The following is a 20,004-nucleotide window of genomic DNA, read 5'->3' on the forward strand; positions in this document are numbered from 1 at the left end:
AGGCCCGTGGCGGCGCCGCCACGGGCCTCCAGACCGCAGTGGTCAGGACTGCGCGTGCAGCGCGCGTTCGATGGACTCGCGGTCGAGCGGGTCGCCGAGCATCGGCGCGGTGTCGTCCGTGCCCGGCAGGACACCCTGGATCAGGAGCTCCGCGTAGCGGCGCCAGGCGTCCGGGTCGTGTTCGCGGGTGGCGTCGGCGACCGCGCCGACCATCGCCGTGAGCATCGGCAGGTCGCGGTAGTCGAAGCCCGTCCGGACGACGCCGGCGGTCTCGGCACGGCCGATGATCGCGGCGACCTGACGTTCGAGCCGGTCGCGCTCCTGCACGATGGACGGGCGGGCCTTGCCGGCACGGACGATGGCGTCGGCGAGGGCACGGTCGCGGGCGCGGAACGCGAAGACGCCCATCAGGTAGACCCGGAGTGCCTCACGCGGGTCGGACACGTCCGCGGCGCGCGCTGCGGCGTCGTTCATGGCCTCGAACTTGGTGGCGAGCAGCGCCTCGATCAGGGAGTCCTTGTCGGCGAACCGGCGGTAGACGGTGCCGACGCCGACACCGGCCTCGTGCGCGATGTCGTTCAGCGTGACGGAGAGTCCGCGTTCCGCGAAGCACTTGCGTGCCGTCTGCAGGATCAGCTCGCGGTTGCGCGCAGCGTCGGCGCGCAGCGGTCGCTCGAGGTCGGACGCGGACTCGGTGGTGCTCACGATCTGACCGTAGTTGCACTTTCTGGGAACAAGTGGATGCCATCCTTCCGTTTCGGTCTACACTGGCCACAAACGGATGCCTCGCATCCGGTTTCGTCACCACCACACCACCGGAGTGCCCGACGGCGCGCACCTCCACCTCACCCTCCAACCTTCTCGAGGAGGCTGCCGTGACGGCAGAACACACCGTGCCGACCCCCACCGGGACAGCACCCACGACTCCGGGCACCACCCCCGCCAAGAGCAACCACCGTTGGATCGCCCTGGCGGTCATCGCCCTCGCACAGCTGATGGTCGTGCTCGACGCGACCATCGTGAACATCGCCCTGCCCTCGGCCCAGGCCGACCTGGACTTCGGCACCGACCAGCGACAGTGGATCGTCACCGCGTACTCGCTGGCCTTCGGTTCGCTGCTGCTGCTCGGCGGGCGCCTCGGCGACCTGTTCGGACGCAAGAACACCTTCATCATCGGGCTCGTCGGCTTCGCCGTCGCCTCGGTGCTCGGTGGCCTGGCCGACTCGTTCGGCCTGCTCGTCGCGGCCCGCGCACTGCAGGGTGTCTTCGGCGCGCTGCTCGCCCCGTCCGCACTCGGCATGCTGACCACCACGTTCCGCGACCCCAAGGAACGTGGCCGCGCGTTCGGCATCTTCGGCTCCATCGCCGGCTCCGGCGCGGCCATCGGCCTGCTGCTCGGCGGCGTGCTGACCGAGTACGCGTCCTGGCGCTGGTGCCTCTACGTCAACGTCGTCTTCGCCGCGCTCGGCGTGATCGGCGCCCTCGTCTTCATGGAGAAGCCGCCGAAGGTCGAGCGTCCGCGCATCGACGTGCTCGGCGTCATCACCATCACGCTCGGTCTGGTCGGCGTCGTCTACGGCTTCTCGAACGCCGAGACGAACGGCTGGGACTCCCCCGTCACGATCGCCATGCTCGCCGGTGGTGTCGTGCTGATCGCCGCGTTCGTGTTCATCGAGACCCGCGTCGCCCACCCGCTGCTGCCCCTGCGCGTCGTGCTCGACCGTGACCGCGGCGGCTCGTTCATCGCGATCGGCCTCGTCGCGATCGGCATGTTCGGCATCTTCCTGTTCCTGACCTACTACCTGGAGCAGACCCTGGGCTTCAGCTCGCTGCAGACCGGTCTCGCGTTCCTGCCGATGCCGCTGTCGATCATGATCTCGGCGACGCAGATCGGTGGCCGCCTGCTGCCGCGCGTCGGGCCGAAGATCCTCATCTTCGCCGGTGGCCTGGTCGCCGCGACCGGACTGCTCCTGCTGCTCCGCACCGACCTGGACAGCTCCTACGCGGGCACCGTCCTGCCGGCGCTGATCGTCATCGGTCTCGGCATGGGCACGATCTTCTCGTCCGCCATGAACACCGCGACCACCGGGGTCGCCCGGGCCGACGCCGGTGTGGCCTCGGCAACCGTCAACACCATGCAGCAGATCGGTGGCTCGATCGGCACGGCCCTGCTGTCGACGATCTTCGCCGACGTGGTGTCGAACAGCCTGTCCGGGCTGTCCGCCGCCCCGACGAAGCTGCAGCAGGCCCAGGCCACGCTCGACGGGTACCACGTGGCGTTCGGCATCTCGGCCGGCGTGCTCGTGCTCGTCGCCCTGGCCGGCGGACTGCTCATCAACCGGCAGTCGGTCCGGCTCGAGCGGCTCGCCCGCGCCGGGTCCGCGACGACCGGGAGCATCCCCGCCGCCGCGCACTGACGCTCGCGCTGCGCTGCGGCCCGCTCCGGTACTGCCGGGGTGGGCCGTTGTGCGGGGGGGGCTGCGGCGACACCCGTTTCACGACGATCCACCTGTCGAACAACGCGTGCATCGTCGACGGATGCGCACGCACTCGGTGCCCGCGCATGTTCCGACGGACCACTCGTCGAACGACTGGTGGACCGTCGGTCACCGCCCACACACGCACCCCCGGTTGCGCCGTGTGTCCACGACTCTGGCCCACGTCAGGGGTGCGGATTATGGTGGCCCGCATGGCCCCCGTCCTGACCTCACCACTCGTGTCGACGCAGTGGCTCGCAGACCACCTCGGTGCTGACGAGCTCGTCGTGCTCGACGCCTCGGTGCACACGGTCGGGGCCGGGTTCGACACCACCTGGCTGCCCGGACGCGACGCCCACGAACAGCGCGGCCACGTGCCCGGCGCCCGCTTCGCCGACCTGATCGACGACTTCTCGGCCGCCGACGCCGACGTCCCCTTCACCCGCCCCGGTGCCGAGCGCTTCGAGGCCGCCGCGGGGCAGCTCGGCGTGACCAACACGTCGACCGTGGTCATCTACGACGACAGCGTCGGTGAGTGGTCGGCGCGCCTGTGGTGGATCTTCCGCTCGTTCGGCTTCGACTCGGTCGCGGTGCTCGACGGCGGCTTCACGAAGTGGCGCGACGAAGGCCGGCCGGTCCGCGTGGGTGCACTCCGCGCGCCGGCGGCGCCGTCCGGCCCAGACGCCGGCGCGTTCCTGGCCGGCGAAGAACGCGCGCTCTGGGCCGACCACGACCGCGTGACCCGTGCCGTCTCCGGCGAAGAGCCGGCGTCCCTGGTGTTCGCCGCCTCGTGGGCTGCCCTGGGCGACGACCACCCGCCGATCGTGCCGGGCAGCACCCCGATCACGGCGGACTCGCTGGTGGACCCCGAGACGAACGCGTACCTGCGCGGGGCCGAACTCGAGCGGGCCTTCGCCGCGGTGATCGGCGCCGACGAGATCGTCACCTACTGCGGGGTGGGCAGCGCCGCGTGCGTCGACGCCCTGGCCCTGACGGTGCTCGGGCACGACCGGGTGCAGGTCTACGACGGCTCGCTGGCCGACTGGTGGCGGCACGAGCAACTGGCGTCCTGACCGATCCGATCGCGGAACGACGGCCGCACCTGGCCGGCGGCCGCCGACTGACTGCGGCCGGCTGACTGCCGCCGGCCGACGTCCGCGCCGCACTACCGTTGCACCATGAGCACCAGACGCGCGGTCATCCTCGGCGGCACCGGCGGCATCGGTTCGGCGGTCGCACGCGAGCTCCTCGACGCGTCCGGCCGGGGCGGCGACGACTGGCAGGTGGACGTCCTGGCCCGCCGGGGCGGCCCCGCAGCGGACGCTCTGACCGCCTCCGGCGCCACGTTCACGTCCGGCGACCGCCGCGACCGGTCCGTCCTGCGCGACCTGCTGCGCCCGGGAGCCGACCTGCTCGTCGACACCGTCGGCCTGACCCGTGATGACGCCCAGCAGCTCCTGCCGTTCCTCGACGACGTCGGCTCGACGGTCTTCGTGTCGTCCAGGTCGGTGTACGCCGACGAGCAGGGGCGGCACGCGAACTCGCTCGACAAGCCGGTGTTCGGCGGCGCGGTCACCGAGATCCAGCCCACGGTCACCGCCGGCGACGGCGACCCGACGAGTCGTGACGGCTACGGCGCCGCGAAGGTGGCGGCCGAGCAGGTCCTGCTCGACCACGGTGCCCCGGTCACGGTGCTCCGCCCGTCCAAGGTGTACGGCGTCGGCATCGGCCGCCCACGGGAGTGGTTCGTCGTCCGCCGTGTGCTCGACGGCCGGGAACGCGTCCTGCTCGCCGACCACGGCCGCGGCGTCGACCACACGACGGCGGCGAGCGGCATCGGCTCGCTCGTCCGTGTGGTCGCGGACGCGCCGGACCGCCGGATCCTCAACGTCGCGGACGCCTCGGCCCCGACCGCGCTCGAGATCGTCCGGACCATCGGCGGGCACCTGGACCACCGGTTCGACGAGGTCCTGCTCGACGAGGACGCGCCCGCCTTCGTCGGCGGCACGCCGTGGTCGTCACGACCGCCGTTCGTCCTCGACACCACGGCGGCACGCGCACTGGGATGGGAACCGCCGGAGTTCGCGACCGCCGTCCTCCCCGAACTCGACTGGCTCGTCGAGACCGCCCGCGCCACCCCTGTGGACGGCGACGTGCCGTGGGCCGACGACCCCTTCTGGGAGCACCTGTTCGACTACGGTCCCGAGGACGCCGCACTCGCACTCCTCTCCCTCGACCTGGGCTGACACCGTGTTCCGGTCGGAGGTCCTGTTCATCGGCGGACGCTCCGGCGTGGGCAAGTCGACGGCGGCCGAGGCGCTGCACGACCTGCTCGTCGCGGCGGACGTCCGGCACGCGGTGATCGAGGGCGACCTGCTCGACCTGGCCCACCCGGCACCGCACGTCGAACACCCCGAGGCGCACCTGACGGAGCGGAACCTCGCCGCGCTCTGGGCCGGCTACCGGGCGATCGGACACCACCGGCTCGTCTACACGAACACCGTGTCCGTGCTCGAACACGAGCGCCTCGCTGCGGCGATGGGCGACGACCCGCTGGTGCGTGTCGTCCTGCTCCGCGCCGCGGACGACACGACCGCCGAACGGCTCGCACGACGGGCGGGTGGCGCGGTCCCGCAGGCGCAGCTCGCGCACAGCACGCGGACGGCCGGGAGGCTCGACTCGGTCACCGCGGACACCGTCACCCGGGTGGACACGGACGGCCAGAGCCCCGCCCAGGTGGCCGCACGGCTCGCGTCGATCACGGGATGGCTCCCGCGCTGATCCCCCTGTGCGGCCTGTGCACAGGGGGCAGCTCGTCCACAGATCCCCCCGAGCGGTGGTCCGTCCAGTCGCCCGAGGGCACGCTGGAGCCATGAACGACAACCGCCTCGGCACCTCAGTCAGCCCCTACCTGCGGCTGCACGCCGACAACCCGGTCGACTGGCGCGAATGGGGCCCCGAAGCCTTCGCCGAAGCACGCGAGCGCGAGGTCCCGGTGCTGGTGTCCGTGGGGTACGCCACGTGCCACTGGTGCCACGTCATGGCGCGCGAGAGCTTCGCCGACCCGGAGATCGGCGAGCTGCTCCGGCGGGACTTCGTGTCGGTCAAGGTCGACCGCGAAGAGCGCCCTGACGTGGACGCGAGCCTGATGGCCTCGGCGAGTGCGTTCACGCAGCAGCTCGGCTGGCCGCTGACGACGTTCCTGACGCCCGACGGCCACGTCTTCTTCGCGGGGACGTACTTCCCACCCACGCCCGTCGGGCAGGTCCCGGCGTTCCGGCAGATCCTGGCAGCGGTGCTCGACGCCTGGACCGAACGTCGGCACGAGGTCGACGCGAACGCCTCGGCCATCGCGACGGCGATCCGGCAGGGTGCCGTGGCGGACGCGACCGCCCGCTCGGGCGAGAGCGGTGCCGGAGCCGACCCGGGCCTCCCGTCCGTCGACACCGTCCGGGCCGTCACGAGCCAGCTGTTGCAAGCAGAAGACACCACCTACGGTGGTTTCGGCGGCGCGCCGAAGTTCCCGAGCACACCGTTGCTCGAGTTCGTCGCCGACGCGGCGGCCGACGGCGACGCCGACGCCGACGGGTTGCTCGACCGGTCGTTGCACGCGATCCGCGCGTCCGAGCTGACCGACGCCGACGGCGGCGTCTTCCGGTACGCCACCAGGCGCGACTGGAGCGTGCCGCACTACGAACGGATGCTCTCCGACAACGCGGGGCTGCTCGCGGTCGCCGGTGCCGAGCAGGCCCGTGGCATCGCCGACTTCCTGCGGGACACCCTGCGCCGCGCCGACGGGGCGTTCGTCGCCGCACAGGACAGCGAATCGACCATCGACGGCCGTCGGGTCGAGGGCGAGTGGTACCGCCGACCGATCGCCGAGCGCGCACAGCTCGACCCACCACCGCTGGACGACCAGGTGCTCACGGGGTGGAACGGCCTGGCGATCCGGGGGCTCGCGATCGCCGGCGCACGGCACGGTGATCCGGAACTCGTCGCGCTCGCCCGGGGTGCGGCCGACGCGGTCCTCGCCGCCCACGTGCAGGACGGCCACGTGTCGGTGCGGTCCAGCACACCGCGCGGGGCGTCCTCGGCACCGGCCACCGTCGAGGACGTCGGGCTGCTGGCCGAAGGGCTGCTCGAACTGGCCCTGGTGACGGGCGAGGTCTCCTACGCGACCGTCGCACGCTCGCTCGTCGACGACGGTCTGGCCGAGCGCTTCGACGTCGACCCGGTGCTGGCCGCTGCGGGGACTGTCACCGGCGAACAGCCGCAGACCGCGATGCGGTCCGGCACGGTGGCGCTGGCATCGGCCGCCGCGACACTCGGGGCACTGACGGGCGACCAAGAGCTGCGGACCGCCGCGGCACGACTCGTCGCCGACCGGGCCCGCACCGGGACCGAACGCCCCCTGGGCCACGCGGACGCCCTCGGTGTCGCCCTCGCCCTGCAGCGCCCGTCACGGGAGATCGTCGTCGTCACGAGCAGCACCGACGATCCGATGCGGGCCGTTGCACACCGTGCTCGGCGCCCCGGCACGGTCGTCGCCACCACCACGCCGGAACAGGCCCGCGACTGGGCCGCGGCGGGGTTCTCGTTGTTCGAGGGACGCGATGTGCTCGACCCCGCTGCGTACGTCTGCCACGACCGGGTGTGTGACCTGCCGTCCCGGTCGGCGGACGCGCTGGCCGGGCAGATCGTCTGACGCCCCTCCCTCCCGGCGCGCCTGTATCCTGGAATGCTCATGTCTTCTCCGCTGCCCGTCATCACGTACCCGCCCGAACTGCCGGTCTCGCAGCGGCGGGACGACATCGCGGCTGCCATCCGTGACAACCAGGTGGTCATCGTCGCCGGGGCCACCGGCTCGGGCAAGACGACCCAGCTGCCGAAGATCTGCCTCGAGCTCGGTCGGGAGCACATCGGGCACACCCAGCCCCGTCGGATCGCAGCCCGGACCATCGCGGAGCGTGTGGCGGAAGAACTGGGCGGCGGCGAACTCGGCGGACTCGTGGGCTACCAGGTCCGGTTCACCGACAAGGTCAGCTCCGAGACCCGCGTGAAGCTGATGACCGACGGCATCCTGCTGAACGAGATCCACTTCGACCGCGACCTCAAGCGGTACGACACGATCATCATCGACGAGGCGCACGAGCGGTCCCTGACGATCGACTTCCTGCTCGGCTACCTGAAGCGGCTGCTCCCCCGGCGCCCCGACCTGAAGCTCATCATCACGAGTGCGACCATCGACCCGGAGTCGTTCTCGAAGCACTTCGACGACGCCCCCATCATCGAGGTGTCCGGCCGCACCTACCCGGTCGAGATCCGGTACCGCCCCCTCGTCGCCGAAGACCAGGACGACGCCGCCGACGACGAGTCGGACTCCCGCACCGGTGACAGCGGCAACGCTGCCGACGACCGCGACACCCTGCAGGGCATCACCGACGCCCTCGACGAGCTGGCGCAGGAGGACCCGGGCGACGTGCTCGTGTTCCTGTCCGGCGAGAACGAGATCCGCGACGCGCAGGACGCGATCGAGGGCAAGCGCTACCCGGGCACCGAGGTCCTGCCGCTGTACGGCCGCCTGTCCGCCGCCGACCAGCACCGCGTCTTCGAGCGCCGGCACACCCCGGGCATCCGCCGTCGTGTCGTCCTCGCCACGAACGTCGCCGAGACCTCGCTCACCGTGCCCGGCATCAAGTACGTCATCGACACCGGGACGGCGCGCATCTCGCGGTACTCCCCGCGAGCCAAGGTGCAGCGTCTGCCGATCGAGGCGATCTCGCAGGCCAGCGCCAGCCAGCGCTCCGGCCGAGCGGGCCGCACGAGTGCCGGCATCGCGATCCGGCTCTACTCGGAGGACGACTTCGGCCGTCGCCCCGAGTACACCGACCCCGAGATCCTCCGCACGAACCTGGCCGCGGTGATCCTGCAGATGATCTCGCTCGGCTTCGGGGACATCGAGTCGTTCCCGTTCCTGCAGCCGCCGGACAGCCGGGGCGTGAAGGACGGCCTCGACCTGCTGCGCGAACTCCGCGCCGTCGACAAGGACGGCCGCATCACGAAGTCCGGGCGGCAGCTGACCCGGCTGCCGATCGACCCCCGCCTCGGTCGCATGGTGCTCGAAGCCGGGCGCCAGGGCGTCGGGCGCGAGGTCATCGCCATCGTCAGCGCCCTGAGCATCCAGGACCCCCGCGAGCGCCCCCTCGAGAAGCGTGCGCACGCCGACCAGCTGCACGCCCGCTTCGCCGACCCGACGAGTGACTTCCTGACCCTGCTGAACCTCTGGAACCACATCGAGGAGCAGCAGGAGGAACTGTCGTCGAGCGCGTTCCGGCGGCTGTGCAAGGCCGAGTTCCTCAACTACCTGCGCATCCGCGAGTGGCAGGACCTGTACCGGCAGCTGTCCCGCGCCGCGAAGCAGGTCGACGTCCGTGTCGGGCAGGCACGCTCCGAGGACGGCGACGCCGTGCACCGGGCCCTGCTCTCCGGACTCCTCAGCCAGATCGGGTTGCGCGACCGCGAGAAGCGCGACTACCTCGGCTCCCGGAACACCCGGTTCGTGGTGTTCCCGGGCAGTGTGCTCGCGAAGAAGCAGCCCGACGCGGTGATGGCCGCCGAGCTCGTCGAGACGAGCCGGCTCTTCGCCCGCACCGTCGGCCGGATCGACCCCGCGTGGGTGGAGCCGCTCGCCGGTGACCTGCTCAAGCGCACCTACGGGGAGCCGCACTGGGAGAAGAAGCAGGGCGCGGTCGTCGCCTACGAGCGCGTGACCCTGTTCGGCGTCCCGATCGTGCAGCGCCGCCGCGTGCAGTACTCGCGGATCGACCCGGAACACTCCCGCGAGCTGTTCATCCGGCACGCCCTGGTCGAGGGCGAGTGGGAATCGCAGCAGGCCTTCGACCGCGCCAACCGGAAGCTCCGCAAGGAACTCGAGCAGCTCGAGGAGCGCACCCGTCGCCGCGACATCCTGCTCGACGACGAGAACGTCTACGAGTTCTACGACGCCCGCATCCCGGCCGACGTCGCGACGACCCGCGACTTCGAGGGGTGGTGGCGGACCACCCGCCGCGAGCAGCCGGACCTGCTCACGATGCGCCGGTCGGACCTGCTGGACGAATCCGCAGCCGAAGCAGCCGAGGACGACGTCGAGTACCCGACCCAGTGGCACAGCGGCGACCAGCGCCTCGCCATCCAGTACCGCTTCGAGCCCGGCGCCCAGGACGACGGCGTGAGCGTGCAGGTCCCCCTCGCGCTCCTGCCCCGGATGCGCGAGGAGGGCTTCGACTGGCAGGTCCGTGGCCTCCGGAGAGAACTCGTCACCGCGCTCATCAAGTCGCTGCCGAAGCAGATCCGCAAGAACGTGGTGCCGGCGGCCGACTGGGCCGAGAAGATCGTCGCCGAACTGCCCGACGACGCCCCGACCGAGCCGACGGAGTCGTTCCGCGCCACCCTCGCCAGGGCGATCCAGCGCATGACCTACGTGCCGGTCTCCGAGTCCGACTTCGACCTGACCCGCGTCCCCGCACACCTGCTCCCGACATGGGCGGTGGTCGACGAGCGCGGTCGCCGGGTCGAGACCGGCAAGGACCTGGGGGCCCTGCAGACCAAGCTCAAGGACCGGACCCAGCAGAGCGTCGCCTCCGCCACGGCGAAGGGCACGGGACGGTCAGGAGGCGCGGCTCGCGTCGCGTCCGCCGGTGCCGGTCGTCCGCTGGAACAGTCCGGACTCACCGCCTGGCCCGACCAGGACCTGCCGCAGACCCTCGACACCAAGCAGGCGGGCGGCGTCATCCGCGCGTACCCGTCCCTGGTCGAGGAAGGCACCGGTCCGAAGGCGACCGTCGGCGTGCAACTGCTCGCCACCCCGTCCGACCGCGTCGTCCGGATGCCCGCCGGCGTCCGCCGTCTGGTGATGCACGCGGTGCCGTCGCCCGTGTCGTACATCCAGTCGCACCTGACCGCCCAGGAGAAGCTCGCGCTCGCGGCCAGCCCCTACCCCTCGACAGCGGCGTTGTTCGACGACGTCCTGGCCGCCGTGGTCGACGCCGGCATCCGTCGGGCCCACCCGGACGGCATGGTCTTCACGAAGGCCGGGTTCGAGGCCGTCCGCGATGCCGTGTCGGCCACCGTCGTCGACACGATGTTCACCGCGGTGTCCGAGGTCGCGGCGGTGCTCGCCGCGCAACGCTCCGCCGAACGAGCGCTCAAGCAGGCGAACTCGATGTCGCTGCTCGCCGCCCTGAGCGACATGCGGCAGCAGATGGAGCGCCTGGTGTTCCCCGGGTTCGTCGCCGTCGCGGGGCTCGACCGCCTGCGTCGGATCCGCGTGTACCTGCAGGGCATCGAGGCACGCGTGCAGAAGCTGTTGCAGAACCCCGGGCGCGACGCGACGTGGATGCGCGAGGTCACCGTGGCGACCGACCGCTACACCGACGCCGGCGGTGTCTTCCCGCCCGCGGTCGGGGCGCACCCGGAGCTCGTGCACGCGCGGTGGATGCTCGAGGAGTTCCGGCTCAGCCTGTTCGCGCAGGAACTCGGGACCGCCGAGACCGTCTCGTTGCAGCGGATCACGAAGGCCCTGACCGCCGCGCGCTGATGGGGCTACCGTGTCGGCCATGATCGGCACACTCGACGTCGTGGTCCTGGACTGCCCGGACACCCGCGCCCTCGCCCGCTTCTACGCCGAGCTGCTCGGCGGGGAGATCGTCGGCTTCGACGAGGACTGGGCGGAGCTCGCCCTCCCGTTCACCGACCACCGTCCGATCCTGGCGTTCCAGCAGGTCGACGACTACCAGCCGCCGGAATGGCCCGGGCAGACGGTCCCGCAGCAGAGCCACCTCGACGTGAAGGTCGACGACCTGGACGACGGCGAGGCCGCGGTGCTCGCGATCGGCGCGACGGCCACGGGGTCAGGCACGGAGACGTTCCGCGTCTACCTCGACCCCGCGGGCCACCCGTTCTGCCTCATCCGGCCGTCGGACTGACCGGTTCGGTCGCCAGGCCCTCGACCACGGTGACGTTCGGCAGCGCGGTGAGTGCGGCGCCGGGCAGGAACAGCTTCGCGGCGCGGCGCCCGGCGCCGATGACGATCTCGGGGGCGTCGAGGACGCGTGCGTCGATGTAGAGCGGCCACGACGACGGTAATCCGATCGGCGTGATGCCGCCGTACTCCATGCCGGTCAGCTCGACCGCTTCGTCCATCGGGGCGAAGCTCGCCTTGCGGACGTCGAGCAGCTGCTTCACGACGCGGTTGACGTCGAGCTTCGTCGATGCCAGGACGACGCAGGCGGCGTAGCGGACCTCGTCGCCGCGCTTCCCCGCGACGACGATGCAGTTGGCGCCGCCGGCCAGCGGGTAGCCGTACGCCTCCGAGAACGCGGCGGTGTCGGCCAGGTCGGCGTCGATCGGTGCGCCCTCGATCTTCGTCAGGACGTCGCTCGGCAACGCGACGAGGGCTTCGGCGACGGGGATCGCGAGGAATCCGGTGGCGACCAGGGCGGGAACACGTTCGAGCGTCGGCATGGCTCCACCGTAGGGAAGCGATCCCGCACGAGGGTGGAGTCATGACCGAACTCCGGGCGATCGACGTCGACCAGTGGGCCCGCCGCGAGCACTTCGAGCACTACCGGCAGCGGGTGCCGTGCGCGTACGAGGTGACCGTCGAGCTCGACGTCACCGCCTTCGTCGAACGCGTCCGTTCGACCGGCCGACGGACCTACGCGTCACAGCTCTGGGCCATCGCGACCGTGGTGAACCGGCACGACGAGTTCCGGATGCAGGTGCTGGACGACGGCTCCCCCGCCGTGTGGGACCGCGTCCACCCGATGTTCACCGTGTTCCACCCGGACACCGAGACGTTCTCCGCCCTGGTCGTGCCGTACGACGAGGACTTCGGCACCTTCCACGATGCCGCGGTGTCGACGATCGAGCGGTACCGCGACGACACCCGGATGTTCCCGCAGGACGACCGCCCCGGCAACGTGTTCGACGTGTCGACCCTGCCGGGGGCGTCGTTCACCGGGTTCTCGTTGCAGGTGCGTGACGGCTGGGACCACCTGCTGCCGATCATCACGCTCGGCGGGTACCGGACCGCTGGTGACCGGACGCTGCTCCCCCTGGCGCTGCACGTCAACCACGCCGCCGCCGACGGCTTCCACACGACCCGGCTGCTGCGCGAGCTCGAGGAGCTCTTCGCCGACCCTGGCTGGCTCGGCTGACCCTGCCCGTCCTCGGACCGCATCTCCTACGCTGACCCCATGACGCCACAGTCGGAGCCCCTCGCCCGGAAACGCATCGGGCTCGTCGGCGCGGGCGGCATCTCCGTCGCGCACCTGCCCGGACTGCTCCGCCTGGGCGATGTGGTGGTGCACGCACGCGAGGGCGCCCACGAACTCGTCGACGCCTTCACCGACACCGCCCGCGCCGAGGGCAGCACCATCACCGTCGCCGACAGCCTCGACGAGCTCCTCGCCGCGGTCGACGTCGTCGACGTCGTGGTCCCGACACACGCCCACGCCGAGGTGGTCCGCGCGGCGATCGCCGCCGGCAAGGACATCGTCTCCGAGAAGCCCCTGGCCCGGACCGACGCGGACGCGGCGGACCTGGCGGCCCGCGCTGCGGACGCGGGCGTCCAGCTCTACCCGGCCCAGGTGGTGCGCTGGTTCCCCGCGTACGCGCGCCTGCACGAGGCCGCGACCACGGGCCTCCTGGGCGACCTGGCGGTGTTGCGGTTCTCGCGGTCCGGCGCCTTCCCCACCCACGTCCCCTGGTTCGGCGACCGCGCGCTGTCGGGCGGGATCGTGATGGACCAGATGATCCACGACCTGGACATCGCGCGCTGGGTGGCGGGCGAGGTGACCCGGGTGTCGGCGGTGAGCGTCCGCGCGGGGTCCGAAGCCGAGCCGGTCGAGGCGGCGCACGTCCTGCTCACGCACGAGTCGGGCGCGATCAGCCACGTCGCCGGGCTGTGGGGGCCGCAGCACCTGGCCTTCACGACCGAGTACTCGGTGACGGGGACGCTCGGCAGCCTGTCGCACTCCTCCCGGGCCGAGGAGGACACCCGGAGCGACCTGGCGGCACCGGCCTCCGTCGACGGTTTCCTGCCGCCGGTCGACCCGGCCGCCGACCCGTACGCGCTGGAGCTCACCGACTTCCTCGCCGCGTTCGACGGCGGTCGGCCACCCCGGGTCACCGTCGACGACGGCGTCGCCGCGGTGCGGATCGCGAACGCGGCGATCGAGTCGATCGAGTCCGGCCAGCCGGTCGAGGTCGCACGGTGACGCTCCGGATCGGGGTGCTCTCGTTCGCCCACACGCACGCCATCAGCTACCTCGGCGCCCTGGCGGCCATGCCCGATGTCGAGGTGCGCGGCACGGACCCGGGCGGGGTGTCGACGGGGACAGAACTCGGCGACCTGCGCGGAGCCGAACTGGCACGCGCGCTCGGCGCCGGGTACGCGGACTCCGTCGACGAACTGCTCGCCTGGGGCCCGGACGCGGTGATCGTCACGAGCGAGAACGCCCGGCACCGCGAGTTCGTCGAGCTCGCGGCGGCAGCGGGGGCAGACGTGCTCTGCGAGAAGCCGATCGCGACCTCGTGGCAGGACGGCCTCGCCATCCGCGATGCCGTGGACCGCGCCGGGGTGCTGCTGATGATGGCGTTCCCGGTGCGGTTCGCCTCGGCGTTCGACCGGCTGCGGGCGACGCGGGACTCGGGCGCACTCGGCACGGTGTTCTCGGTGCGGGGCGCGAACAACGGCATGCTGCCGCTGGCCCGCGACTGGTTCACCGACGTCCGGCTGAGCGGAGGCGGCGCCCTCGTCGACCACGTCGTGCACGTCGCCGACCTGATCGACGGGCTGACCGGAGCGACGCCGGTGTCCGTCACCGCCGTCGCGAACCAGGTGCTGAACGCCGACCGAGCGAACGCCGAGACCGCGGGCCTGGTGACCATCACGTACGACGACGGCACCATCGCGGCGATCGACTGCTCGTGGAGCCGACCGGACACGTCGCCGGTGTGGGGCGGCTTGACGCTCGACGTCGCCGGGACGGGCGGCACGGTGTCGGTGGACTTCTTCGGGGCGGCTGCTCGCGGGCTCGACGCCGTGGGCGGCCGGCCGATCGAGCTCCGGTACGGGCCCGACCACGACGTGCCGATGCTCCGGACGTTCCTGGCGGCGGTGCGGTCCGGGGAGCAGCCGCAGCCGGACGTCGGGGTCGGCCTGCGGACGCTGTCGATCGTGCTGGCGGCGCAGGAGTCGGTGCGGACGGGCCGGACGGTCGCGGTGCAGGCCGCGAGCTAGCCCCGCACCACACCGCGCCACACCGTCGCCGCACGCCGCCCCACCCCTGCCCGCCCCGCGCTACGCTCGTCCCGATGCGCGCAACCGTGCGGGACGTGGCCGCCCTCGCCGGGGTGTCGCCGAAGACCGTCTCCAACGTCGTCAACGGCGGCGTGGTCGTGCGCCCGGAGACCCGTGAACGCGTCGAGCGCGCGGTCGCCGAGCTCGACTACGTGCCGAACCTGTCCGCCCGCGGGCTGCGGAACGGCCGCTCGGGAGCGATCGCGCTGACGCTGCCGGAGATGGGCAGCGCCTACTCGGCCGAACTCGCGCAGTCGTTCGTGGAACTCGCCCGCGAACGCGGCTGGGTCGTGCAGCTCGAGCAGACCGGCAACGACCCGACTCTCGAACGCGAACTGGTGTCCCGCGCCCGCGCACACCTGGTGGACGGGCTGATCCTCAACCCGGTGTCGCTCAGCGCGAGTGTCCTGGCCTCGACCGAGGGGCTGCCGCCGACCGTCGTCATCGGCGAGGTCGAGCCCGAGCACGTCGACCAGGTGCACGTCGACAGCCGTGCGGCGGCCGAGCAGGTCACCGCACACCTCATCGCCCACGGGCACCGGCGCATCGCGATCGTCGGCGCGTCTCCCGACGGTGCTGCGACGGCGACGAGCGAGCTCCGCGAACGCGGGTACACCGCAGCGCTCACCGCAGCGGGCATCACACCCGACCCGTCGCTCCGCGTCCCGCTGCCGGCGTGGACCACGAGCGCCGCGGCGACGACCTTCGCGGCCTGGCTCGACGAGCACCCCCTGCCCGACGCCGTCTTCGCCTTCACCGACTCGATCGCGTTCGGGGTGCTGCACGTGCTCGCCGCCCGCGGGGTCCGGGTGCCCGAGCAGGTCAGCGTCATCGGGTTCGACGACGTCGAGGCTGCCGCGTACGCGATCCCGTCGCTCAGCACGGTGTCGTTCGACCGTCGGGCCTTCGCGACGGCGGCACTCGACCTGCTGACCCGGCGGATCGCGGACCGCGGGGTCGCGCCGGAGACCGTCGTCGTGCCGCACCGGATCGTCGAGCGCGCGAGCGTCGCTGCCCGCTGAGCGCGTCGGCCGAGTCTCAGCCCGGCGGACAGTCGGCGCCCTCGGAACAGCGAGAACTGCCCGTCAGGCCGAGTCTCGGCCGGAACAGCCGTCAGCCGCAGCCGCCAGCACCGCCGACCGCGTCCGCGCATCGCCGAGGATCCGGAAGTGCCCACCCACCGGCAACCGCACGTTCGTCGCACCCTGCAGTTCGCTGCCCTCCGGGATGAGCGTGTCGAACACCCCGTACACCGACGTGATCCGCGCGTTGGCATCGAGTTCCCGCGCCAGTCCCGCCAACACCGGGTCCGCCGCCCGGAAGGCCCGCAGGTGCGGCACCGGCGCCAACCGCGCGTAGACCGACCCCGCGAAGGGCGTCGACACCGCGACCATCCGGTCGATCCGCTCGTGCTGGTCGAGCTGCGTCATCGCGTACTTGCCGATCAACCCGCCCTTGCTGTGCGCGAGCACGAGCACGTTCCGCAGGTCCTGTTCCTGCAGGTACGCCATCACCGCACGCGCCGAGTCCGGCACGGGTCGCAGGTTGTGCCGCAGGACCGGCAGCACGTGCACCGGGTGTCCCCGGTCGTGGAGCGCGTCCATCAGCGGCCGCATGAAGTGCCAGGTCTCGTAGACGCCGGGGACCACGACGACGGGCTGCCCGTCGCCGGTCCGGTAGTCGTCCGCGGTGGTCGGGCCGAGGCTCCGGACCTGCCACCGGGCCGCGTACCCCCAGTCGAGTGCGGCCCAGCAGGCACGCCGCACCAGCGGGACACGGCCTGGAGGCCCGGATCGCGTCGTCCGCGCCGCCTCGGTCCCCGACGTGGCCGGCCGGGTCATCGGAGTCCCTCCAGGCGCTCGGCGCTGCGGAACGTCTCGAGGAGTCGTGCGAGCGCGTCCGGCTGCCGTTCCTGCACGTGGTGCGGCCCCGCCAGTTCCACGAAGGTGCCGTCCGGCGCAGCGGCCGCGAGCCGGGCCGACCAGTCGTGCCGCGCGATGGGGTCCTGGGTGCCGCGGACGACGAGGACGGGCTGCGTGACCTCGGTGATCGTCTGCTCGGTCGGGTAGCGGAGCATCGGCCCGAGCTCGCGCAGGTACTGGCGCATGCTCCGGAGGTAGTCGGTGACCAGGACCGTGTTCATCCGGACCCCCTCGACGAAGCCGTCGCGGCTCAGGTCGAGCGCCTGCATCGGGAGCGATCGCCGCTCGGCGTCGATCACCGGACCGACGAGCACGATCGCCGTGACGGCGTCGGGGTGACGGCGGGCGGACTCGATGACGACCTGCGTGCCCATCGACTGCCCGACGAGCACCAGGTCATCGTCGACCAGGTGTCGGACGGCCCGCACCACCACGTCGCCGAGCTCCTCGATCGACAGCCGCCGACCGGCCGCGGGCAACCAGCCGAACCCCGGCAGGTCGACGCTGATCGTGTGGTGCTCGGCGGCGACGGCGCGCTGCGACCGGGCGAAGGACCGGTGTGACATCCCGATGCCGTGGACGAACACGACGGTGGGGTCGGCCTCGTCACGGACCGGCCCGCGCGACGGCATGGTGTGCAGGCGCACGGGCAGCCCGTCGATCCGGACGGTCTCCACAGCAGCGCGCACGAGCCGAGGCTACGCGGCGGTTCGCAGCACCGGGTCAGCCTGGTCATCGGCTGCCCACAGCCGGGCCGTGTGGAGTGCTGGCATGAGCGACACCACTCCCACCAACGGCCACGAACCGGCCCGCTCCGTCCCGGCGAACCGGGCGACGACGCCGACCGGCTGGGACGCCACCCCGACGTCGACCGCCACGCTCGACGGGCCCGCGCTCGCGCAGCAACAGCAGCCGCAGCCGCAGCCGCAGCCGCAGCCGCAGCCGTACCGCGCCGACACCGGAGCCTGGAACCCCGGCGCCCCGAACGGCACCACCCCCTGGTACGGCGCCGGAACCACGGGCGACCGCCGGAGCACCGGCCCGAAGCCCCCGTGGTTCTGGCCGCTGCTCGCCGCCGTCGTCGCACTCGCAGCGTTGCTCGTCGGTGGCGGCGTCGGGTTCGCCGTCGGCCACGCGATCGGCGCCGATCGGTCACAGTCCACGACCCGGGTGCCCGGCACGGACCGGTTCCCGGGCAACGGCACCGGGCGCTGACCGGCGGGTACGATCCGGACCATGCGGAAGACCACTGCCGGTCTGTTCACGTCGGTCGACGGCGTCGTGCAGGACCCCTACGAGTTCCAGTACGACAGCTTCGACGCCGAGCTCGGTGCCGCGATGGGTGCCTTCACGGCCCGCACCGACACCGTGCTGCTCGGCCGGAACAGCTACCTCGAGTGGTCCGAGTGGTGGCCGGCCCACCCGGAGGACCCGTTCGGGCAGTGGATCAACCCGATCGAGAAGCACGTCGCCTCCACCACCCTCGGCGACGACCTGACCTGGCAGAACAGCACCCGGATCCCGGGCGACGTCCCCGCGTTCGTCCGCGACCTGCAGCAGCGCGACGGGGCCGACATCGCCGTGTGCGGCAGTGTCACGCTCGTCCGCAGCCTGCTGTTCGCCGGGGTCCTCGACGAACTGCAGCTCATGATCCACCCGGCGATCGCCGGCCGTGGCCGGCGGCTCTTCGAGCCGACCGACCCGCCCACGCGCCTGCGTCTGGTCGACAGCACCGTGACGAGCAAGGGGAACGTGCTGAACACCTACGGGCGGTTCGACGCCTGACGGACGCACCACGGGCCTCCCGGCCCCTGCCCGTCATGCGCCCTGCCGAACCGCGCGTACCCTCGTGGGTGACCACACGCACCCGAGGAACACCGGAGCAAGCATGACCCAGGACACCCGCCCGCACGTCGTCATCGTCGGCGGTGGATTCGCCGGTGTGGCCGCCATGCGTGAGCTCGCCGACGCGCCGGTCCGGGTGACCCTGGTCGACCGCCACGTCTACAACATGTTCCAGCCCCTGATGTACCAGGTGGCGACGGGCGGCCTGAACGCCGGCGACGTGACGTACTTCCTGCGCTCGCTCCGTGCCCGGCAGTCGAACGCGGAGTTCCGCCACGGCCTGCTCACCGGCATCCGCACCGACGAGCGCATCGCCGAGATGTCCGACGGCGAACACCTGCACTACGACTACCTGATCCTCGCCAACGGTGTGAACACGAGCTACTTCGGCACCCCCGGTGCGTACGAGTACGCGTACTCGATGTACTCGCGCTCGCAGGCACTCCGCATCCGCGACGAGCTGTTCACCCGACTCGAAGAGGCGGCGGCGAACCAGGGCCCCGACGAGATCCGCATCGTCATCGTCGGCGGCGGCGCGACCGGCGTCGAGATGGCCGGCGCGCTCGCCGAGCTCCGCGACCAGGCCCTCGTCGGCGCGTACCCGGAGATCGAGCGGGGCAACATCTCCATCACGCTCGTGCACCGCAGTGGTGAGCTGCTCAAGCCGTTCGCCCCGCGCCTGCGCCGCTACGCCGCCAAGGTGCTGCGGAAGCGCGGCGTCGTGCTCCGGCTGAACACCGGCGTCTCCGAGGTCAAGCCCGACGGCGTGATGACGGCGGACGGCGAGTTCATCCCCGCGTCGCAGGTCGTCTGGGCGACCGGTGTCGCGGCCCACAAGGAGGTCTCCGGCTGGGGCCTGCCGCAGACCCACGGGGGCCGCATCCAGGTGAACGACGACCTGAGCGTGAAGGGCGCCGAGCGCATCTTCTCCGCCGGCGACATCGCCGCGCAGGACGACGCCCTCGCCCAGCTCGCCCAGCCCGCACTGCAGGGCGGACGGCACTCGGCGCGGCAGATCGTGCGCCTGCTCGAGGGCAAGGCCACCGAGCGCTTCAAGTACTTCGACAAGGGCACCATGGCGACGATCGGCACGAACGCCGCGGTCGCCCAGCTGCGCGGCGGGATCACGATGGTCGGCCCGGTCGCCTGGCTCGCCTGGGTGTTCGTGCACATCACGAGCCTGCTCGGCGCCGGCAACCGGATGTCGACCCTGACGCACTTCTTCGTCCGCTACGTGTGGTTCATGCGGAAGCGCTCGATCCCGATCGTCGGCGACGTCCGCCCGGTGCGCCCGAACGGCGACCGCGAGCCGGACCCCTGGCAGCTGCAGAAGGCCGAGTAGCCGCCGAGTCCACTCGCGCGCTCGCGCGCTCGCTTCGTGAGCAGGAACGGTCGG

At 72.0% G+C, this 20,004-nt stretch carries 18 protein-coding genes; 14 read left to right on the forward strand and 4 right to left on the reverse strand.

Features of this window, described 5'->3' with window-relative positions:
• Positions 1 to 42 precede the first annotated feature (42 nt).
• A complete protein-coding gene (locus tag BIU95_RS04765) occupies positions 43 to 705 on the reverse strand; it encodes a TetR/AcrR family transcriptional regulator (RefSeq protein ID WP_017886959.1) in 663 nt (220 codons plus the stop codon).
• A gap of 170 nt (positions 706 to 875) precedes the next feature.
• Here BIU95_RS04765 and BIU95_RS04770 point away from each other — a divergent pair, with 170 nt between their 5' ends.
• From BIU95_RS04770 to BIU95_RS04800, 7 genes are all read left to right on the forward strand, one after another.
• A complete protein-coding gene (locus tag BIU95_RS04770; protein ID WP_071250682.1) occupies positions 876 to 2,417 on the forward strand; it encodes an MFS transporter in 1,542 nt (513 codons plus the stop codon).
• 272 nt (positions 2,418 to 2,689) lie between these two features.
• Complete coding sequence (locus BIU95_RS04775; protein WP_161598117.1) at positions 2,690 to 3,550, forward strand: sulfurtransferase; 861 nt, start codon at positions 2,690 to 2,692, stop codon at positions 3,548 to 3,550.
• A 105-nt stretch (positions 3,551 to 3,655) separates the two neighbouring features.
• On the forward strand, positions 3,656 to 4,723 hold the full coding sequence (locus BIU95_RS04780) for an NAD(P)-dependent oxidoreductase (protein ID WP_071250684.1): 1,068 nt from the start codon (positions 3,656 to 3,658) through the stop codon (positions 4,721 to 4,723).
• A gap of 4 nt (positions 4,724 to 4,727) precedes the next feature.
• Positions 4,728 to 5,258, forward strand: a complete 531-nt coding sequence (locus BIU95_RS04785) for an AAA family ATPase (RefSeq protein WP_071250689.1) — start codon at positions 4,728 to 4,730, stop codon at positions 5,256 to 5,258.
• A gap of 91 nt (positions 5,259 to 5,349) precedes the next feature.
• Positions 5,350 to 7,182: a thioredoxin domain-containing protein gene (locus BIU95_RS04790; RefSeq protein ID WP_071250691.1), complete on the forward strand. Its 1,833-nt coding sequence runs from the start codon at positions 5,350 to 5,352 to the stop codon at positions 7,180 to 7,182.
• Between the two features lie 39 nt (positions 7,183 to 7,221).
• A complete protein-coding gene (gene hrpA / locus BIU95_RS04795; protein WP_071250693.1) occupies positions 7,222 to 11,073 on the forward strand; it encodes an ATP-dependent RNA helicase HrpA in 3,852 nt (1,283 codons plus the stop codon).
• A gap of 19 nt (positions 11,074 to 11,092) precedes the next feature.
• Positions 11,093 to 11,461, forward strand: a complete 369-nt coding sequence (locus BIU95_RS04800) for a VOC family protein (RefSeq protein ID WP_056071006.1) — start codon at positions 11,093 to 11,095, stop codon at positions 11,459 to 11,461.
• On the opposite strand, the gene BIU95_RS04805 is transcribed toward BIU95_RS04800, so the two are convergent.
• Positions 11,442 to 11,999, reverse strand: coding sequence for a YbaK/EbsC family protein (locus BIU95_RS04805; protein ID WP_071250695.1), 558 nt, complete (start codon positions 11,997 to 11,999; stop codon positions 11,442 to 11,444). The two genes, BIU95_RS04800 and BIU95_RS04805, sit on opposite strands and share 20 nt — an antisense overlap.
• Positions 12,000 to 12,040: 41 nt before the next feature.
• Between BIU95_RS04805 and BIU95_RS04810 the strand changes: the two genes are divergently transcribed.
• From BIU95_RS04810 to BIU95_RS04825, 4 genes are all read left to right on the forward strand, one after another.
• Positions 12,041 to 12,694: a chloramphenicol acetyltransferase CAT gene (locus BIU95_RS04810; protein ID WP_042540228.1), complete on the forward strand. Its 654-nt coding sequence runs from the start codon at positions 12,041 to 12,043 to the stop codon at positions 12,692 to 12,694.
• 39 nt (positions 12,695 to 12,733) lie between these two features.
• Positions 12,734 to 13,756 (forward strand): Gfo/Idh/MocA family protein, encoded by a 1,023-nt coding sequence (locus tag BIU95_RS04815; RefSeq protein ID WP_071250697.1) that lies wholly within the window; start codon positions 12,734 to 12,736, stop codon positions 13,754 to 13,756.
• Entirely contained in the window at positions 13,753 to 14,781 is a 1,029-nt protein-coding gene (locus BIU95_RS04820; protein ID WP_071250700.1) for a Gfo/Idh/MocA family protein, read from the forward strand. The genes BIU95_RS04815 and BIU95_RS04820 overlap by 4 nt, the downstream gene beginning before the upstream one ends.
• Before the next feature lie 74 nt (positions 14,782 to 14,855).
• Positions 14,856 to 15,863 carry a LacI family DNA-binding transcriptional regulator gene (locus BIU95_RS04825; RefSeq protein WP_071250702.1) on the forward strand — a complete coding sequence of 336 codons (1,008 nt, stop codon included), beginning with the start codon at positions 14,856 to 14,858 and terminating at the stop codon, positions 15,861 to 15,863.
• 63 nt (positions 15,864 to 15,926) lie between these two features.
• Here the strand turns inward: BIU95_RS04825 and BIU95_RS04830 are convergent, their stop codons facing one another.
• Together BIU95_RS04830 and BIU95_RS04835 are read right to left on the reverse strand one after the other, a co-directional pair.
• Entirely contained in the window at positions 15,927 to 16,682 is a 756-nt protein-coding gene (locus tag BIU95_RS04830; RefSeq protein ID WP_228499901.1) for a triacylglycerol lipase, read from the reverse strand.
• A complete protein-coding gene (locus tag BIU95_RS04835; RefSeq protein ID WP_139179657.1) occupies positions 16,679 to 17,452 on the reverse strand; it encodes an alpha/beta fold hydrolase in 774 nt (257 codons plus the stop codon). Before BIU95_RS04835 ends, BIU95_RS04830 begins: the two co-directional genes overlap by 4 nt.
• Before the next feature lie 82 nt (positions 17,453 to 17,534).
• Here BIU95_RS04835 and BIU95_RS04840 point away from each other — a divergent pair, with 82 nt between their 5' ends.
• The 3 genes from BIU95_RS04840 (at position 17,535) to BIU95_RS04850 (ending at position 19,950) form a co-directional block, all read left to right on the forward strand.
• On the forward strand, positions 17,535 to 17,978 hold the full coding sequence (locus BIU95_RS04840; RefSeq protein ID WP_071250704.1) for a hypothetical protein: 444 nt from the start codon (positions 17,535 to 17,537) through the stop codon (positions 17,976 to 17,978).
• Positions 17,979 to 17,999: 21 nt separating this feature from the next.
• A complete protein-coding gene (locus BIU95_RS04845; protein WP_017886974.1) occupies positions 18,000 to 18,548 on the forward strand; it encodes a dihydrofolate reductase family protein in 549 nt (182 codons plus the stop codon).
• 103 nt (positions 18,549 to 18,651) lie between these two features.
• Entirely contained in the window at positions 18,652 to 19,950 is a 1,299-nt protein-coding gene (locus BIU95_RS04850) for an NAD(P)/FAD-dependent oxidoreductase (protein ID WP_017886975.1), read from the forward strand.
• Positions 19,951 to 20,004: the final 54 nt, after the last annotated feature.

Origin of the sequence: Curtobacterium sp. MCBA15_007 (genome assembly GCF_001864905.1) — a bacterium.
Lineage (GTDB): Bacteria > Actinomycetota > Actinomycetes > Actinomycetales > Microbacteriaceae > Curtobacterium > Curtobacterium poinsettiae.

Excerpts from the sequence above, each read along its gene's own strand:
- BIU95_RS04775 (WP_161598117.1), top strand. The coding sequence starts at position 2,690 with ATGGCCCCCGTCCTGACCTCACCACTCGTGTCGACGCAGTGGCTCGCA.
- BIU95_RS04780 (WP_071250684.1), top strand. The coding sequence starts at position 3,656 with ATGAGCACCAGACGCGCGGTCATCCTCGGCGGCACCGGCGGCATCGGT.
- BIU95_RS04790 (WP_071250691.1), top strand. The coding sequence starts at position 5,350 with ATGAACGACAACCGCCTCGGCACCTCAGTCAGCCCCTACCTGCGGCTG.
- hrpA (WP_071250693.1), top strand. The coding sequence starts at position 7,222 with ATGTCTTCTCCGCTGCCCGTCATCACGTACCCGCCCGAACTGCCGGTC.
- BIU95_RS04800 (WP_056071006.1), top strand. The coding sequence starts at position 11,093 with ATGATCGGCACACTCGACGTCGTGGTCCTGGACTGCCCGGACACCCGC.
- BIU95_RS04805 (WP_071250695.1), bottom strand. The coding sequence starts at position 11,999 with ATGCCGACGCTCGAACGTGTTCCCGCCCTGGTCGCCACCGGATTCCTC.
- BIU95_RS04810 (WP_042540228.1), top strand. The coding sequence starts at position 12,041 with ATGACCGAACTCCGGGCGATCGACGTCGACCAGTGGGCCCGCCGCGAG.
- BIU95_RS04815 (WP_071250697.1), top strand. The coding sequence starts at position 12,734 with ATGACGCCACAGTCGGAGCCCCTCGCCCGGAAACGCATCGGGCTCGTC.
- BIU95_RS04825 (WP_071250702.1), top strand. The coding sequence starts at position 14,856 with ATGCGCGCAACCGTGCGGGACGTGGCCGCCCTCGCCGGGGTGTCGCCG.
- BIU95_RS04830 (WP_228499901.1), bottom strand. The coding sequence starts at position 16,682 with ATGACCCGGCCGGCCACGTCGGGGACCGAGGCGGCGCGGACGACGCGA.
- BIU95_RS04840 (WP_071250704.1), top strand. The coding sequence starts at position 17,535 with ATGAGCGACACCACTCCCACCAACGGCCACGAACCGGCCCGCTCCGTC.
- BIU95_RS04845 (WP_017886974.1), top strand. The coding sequence starts at position 18,000 with ATGCGGAAGACCACTGCCGGTCTGTTCACGTCGGTCGACGGCGTCGTG.
- BIU95_RS04850 (WP_017886975.1), top strand. The coding sequence starts at position 18,652 with ATGACCCAGGACACCCGCCCGCACGTCGTCATCGTCGGCGGTGGATTC.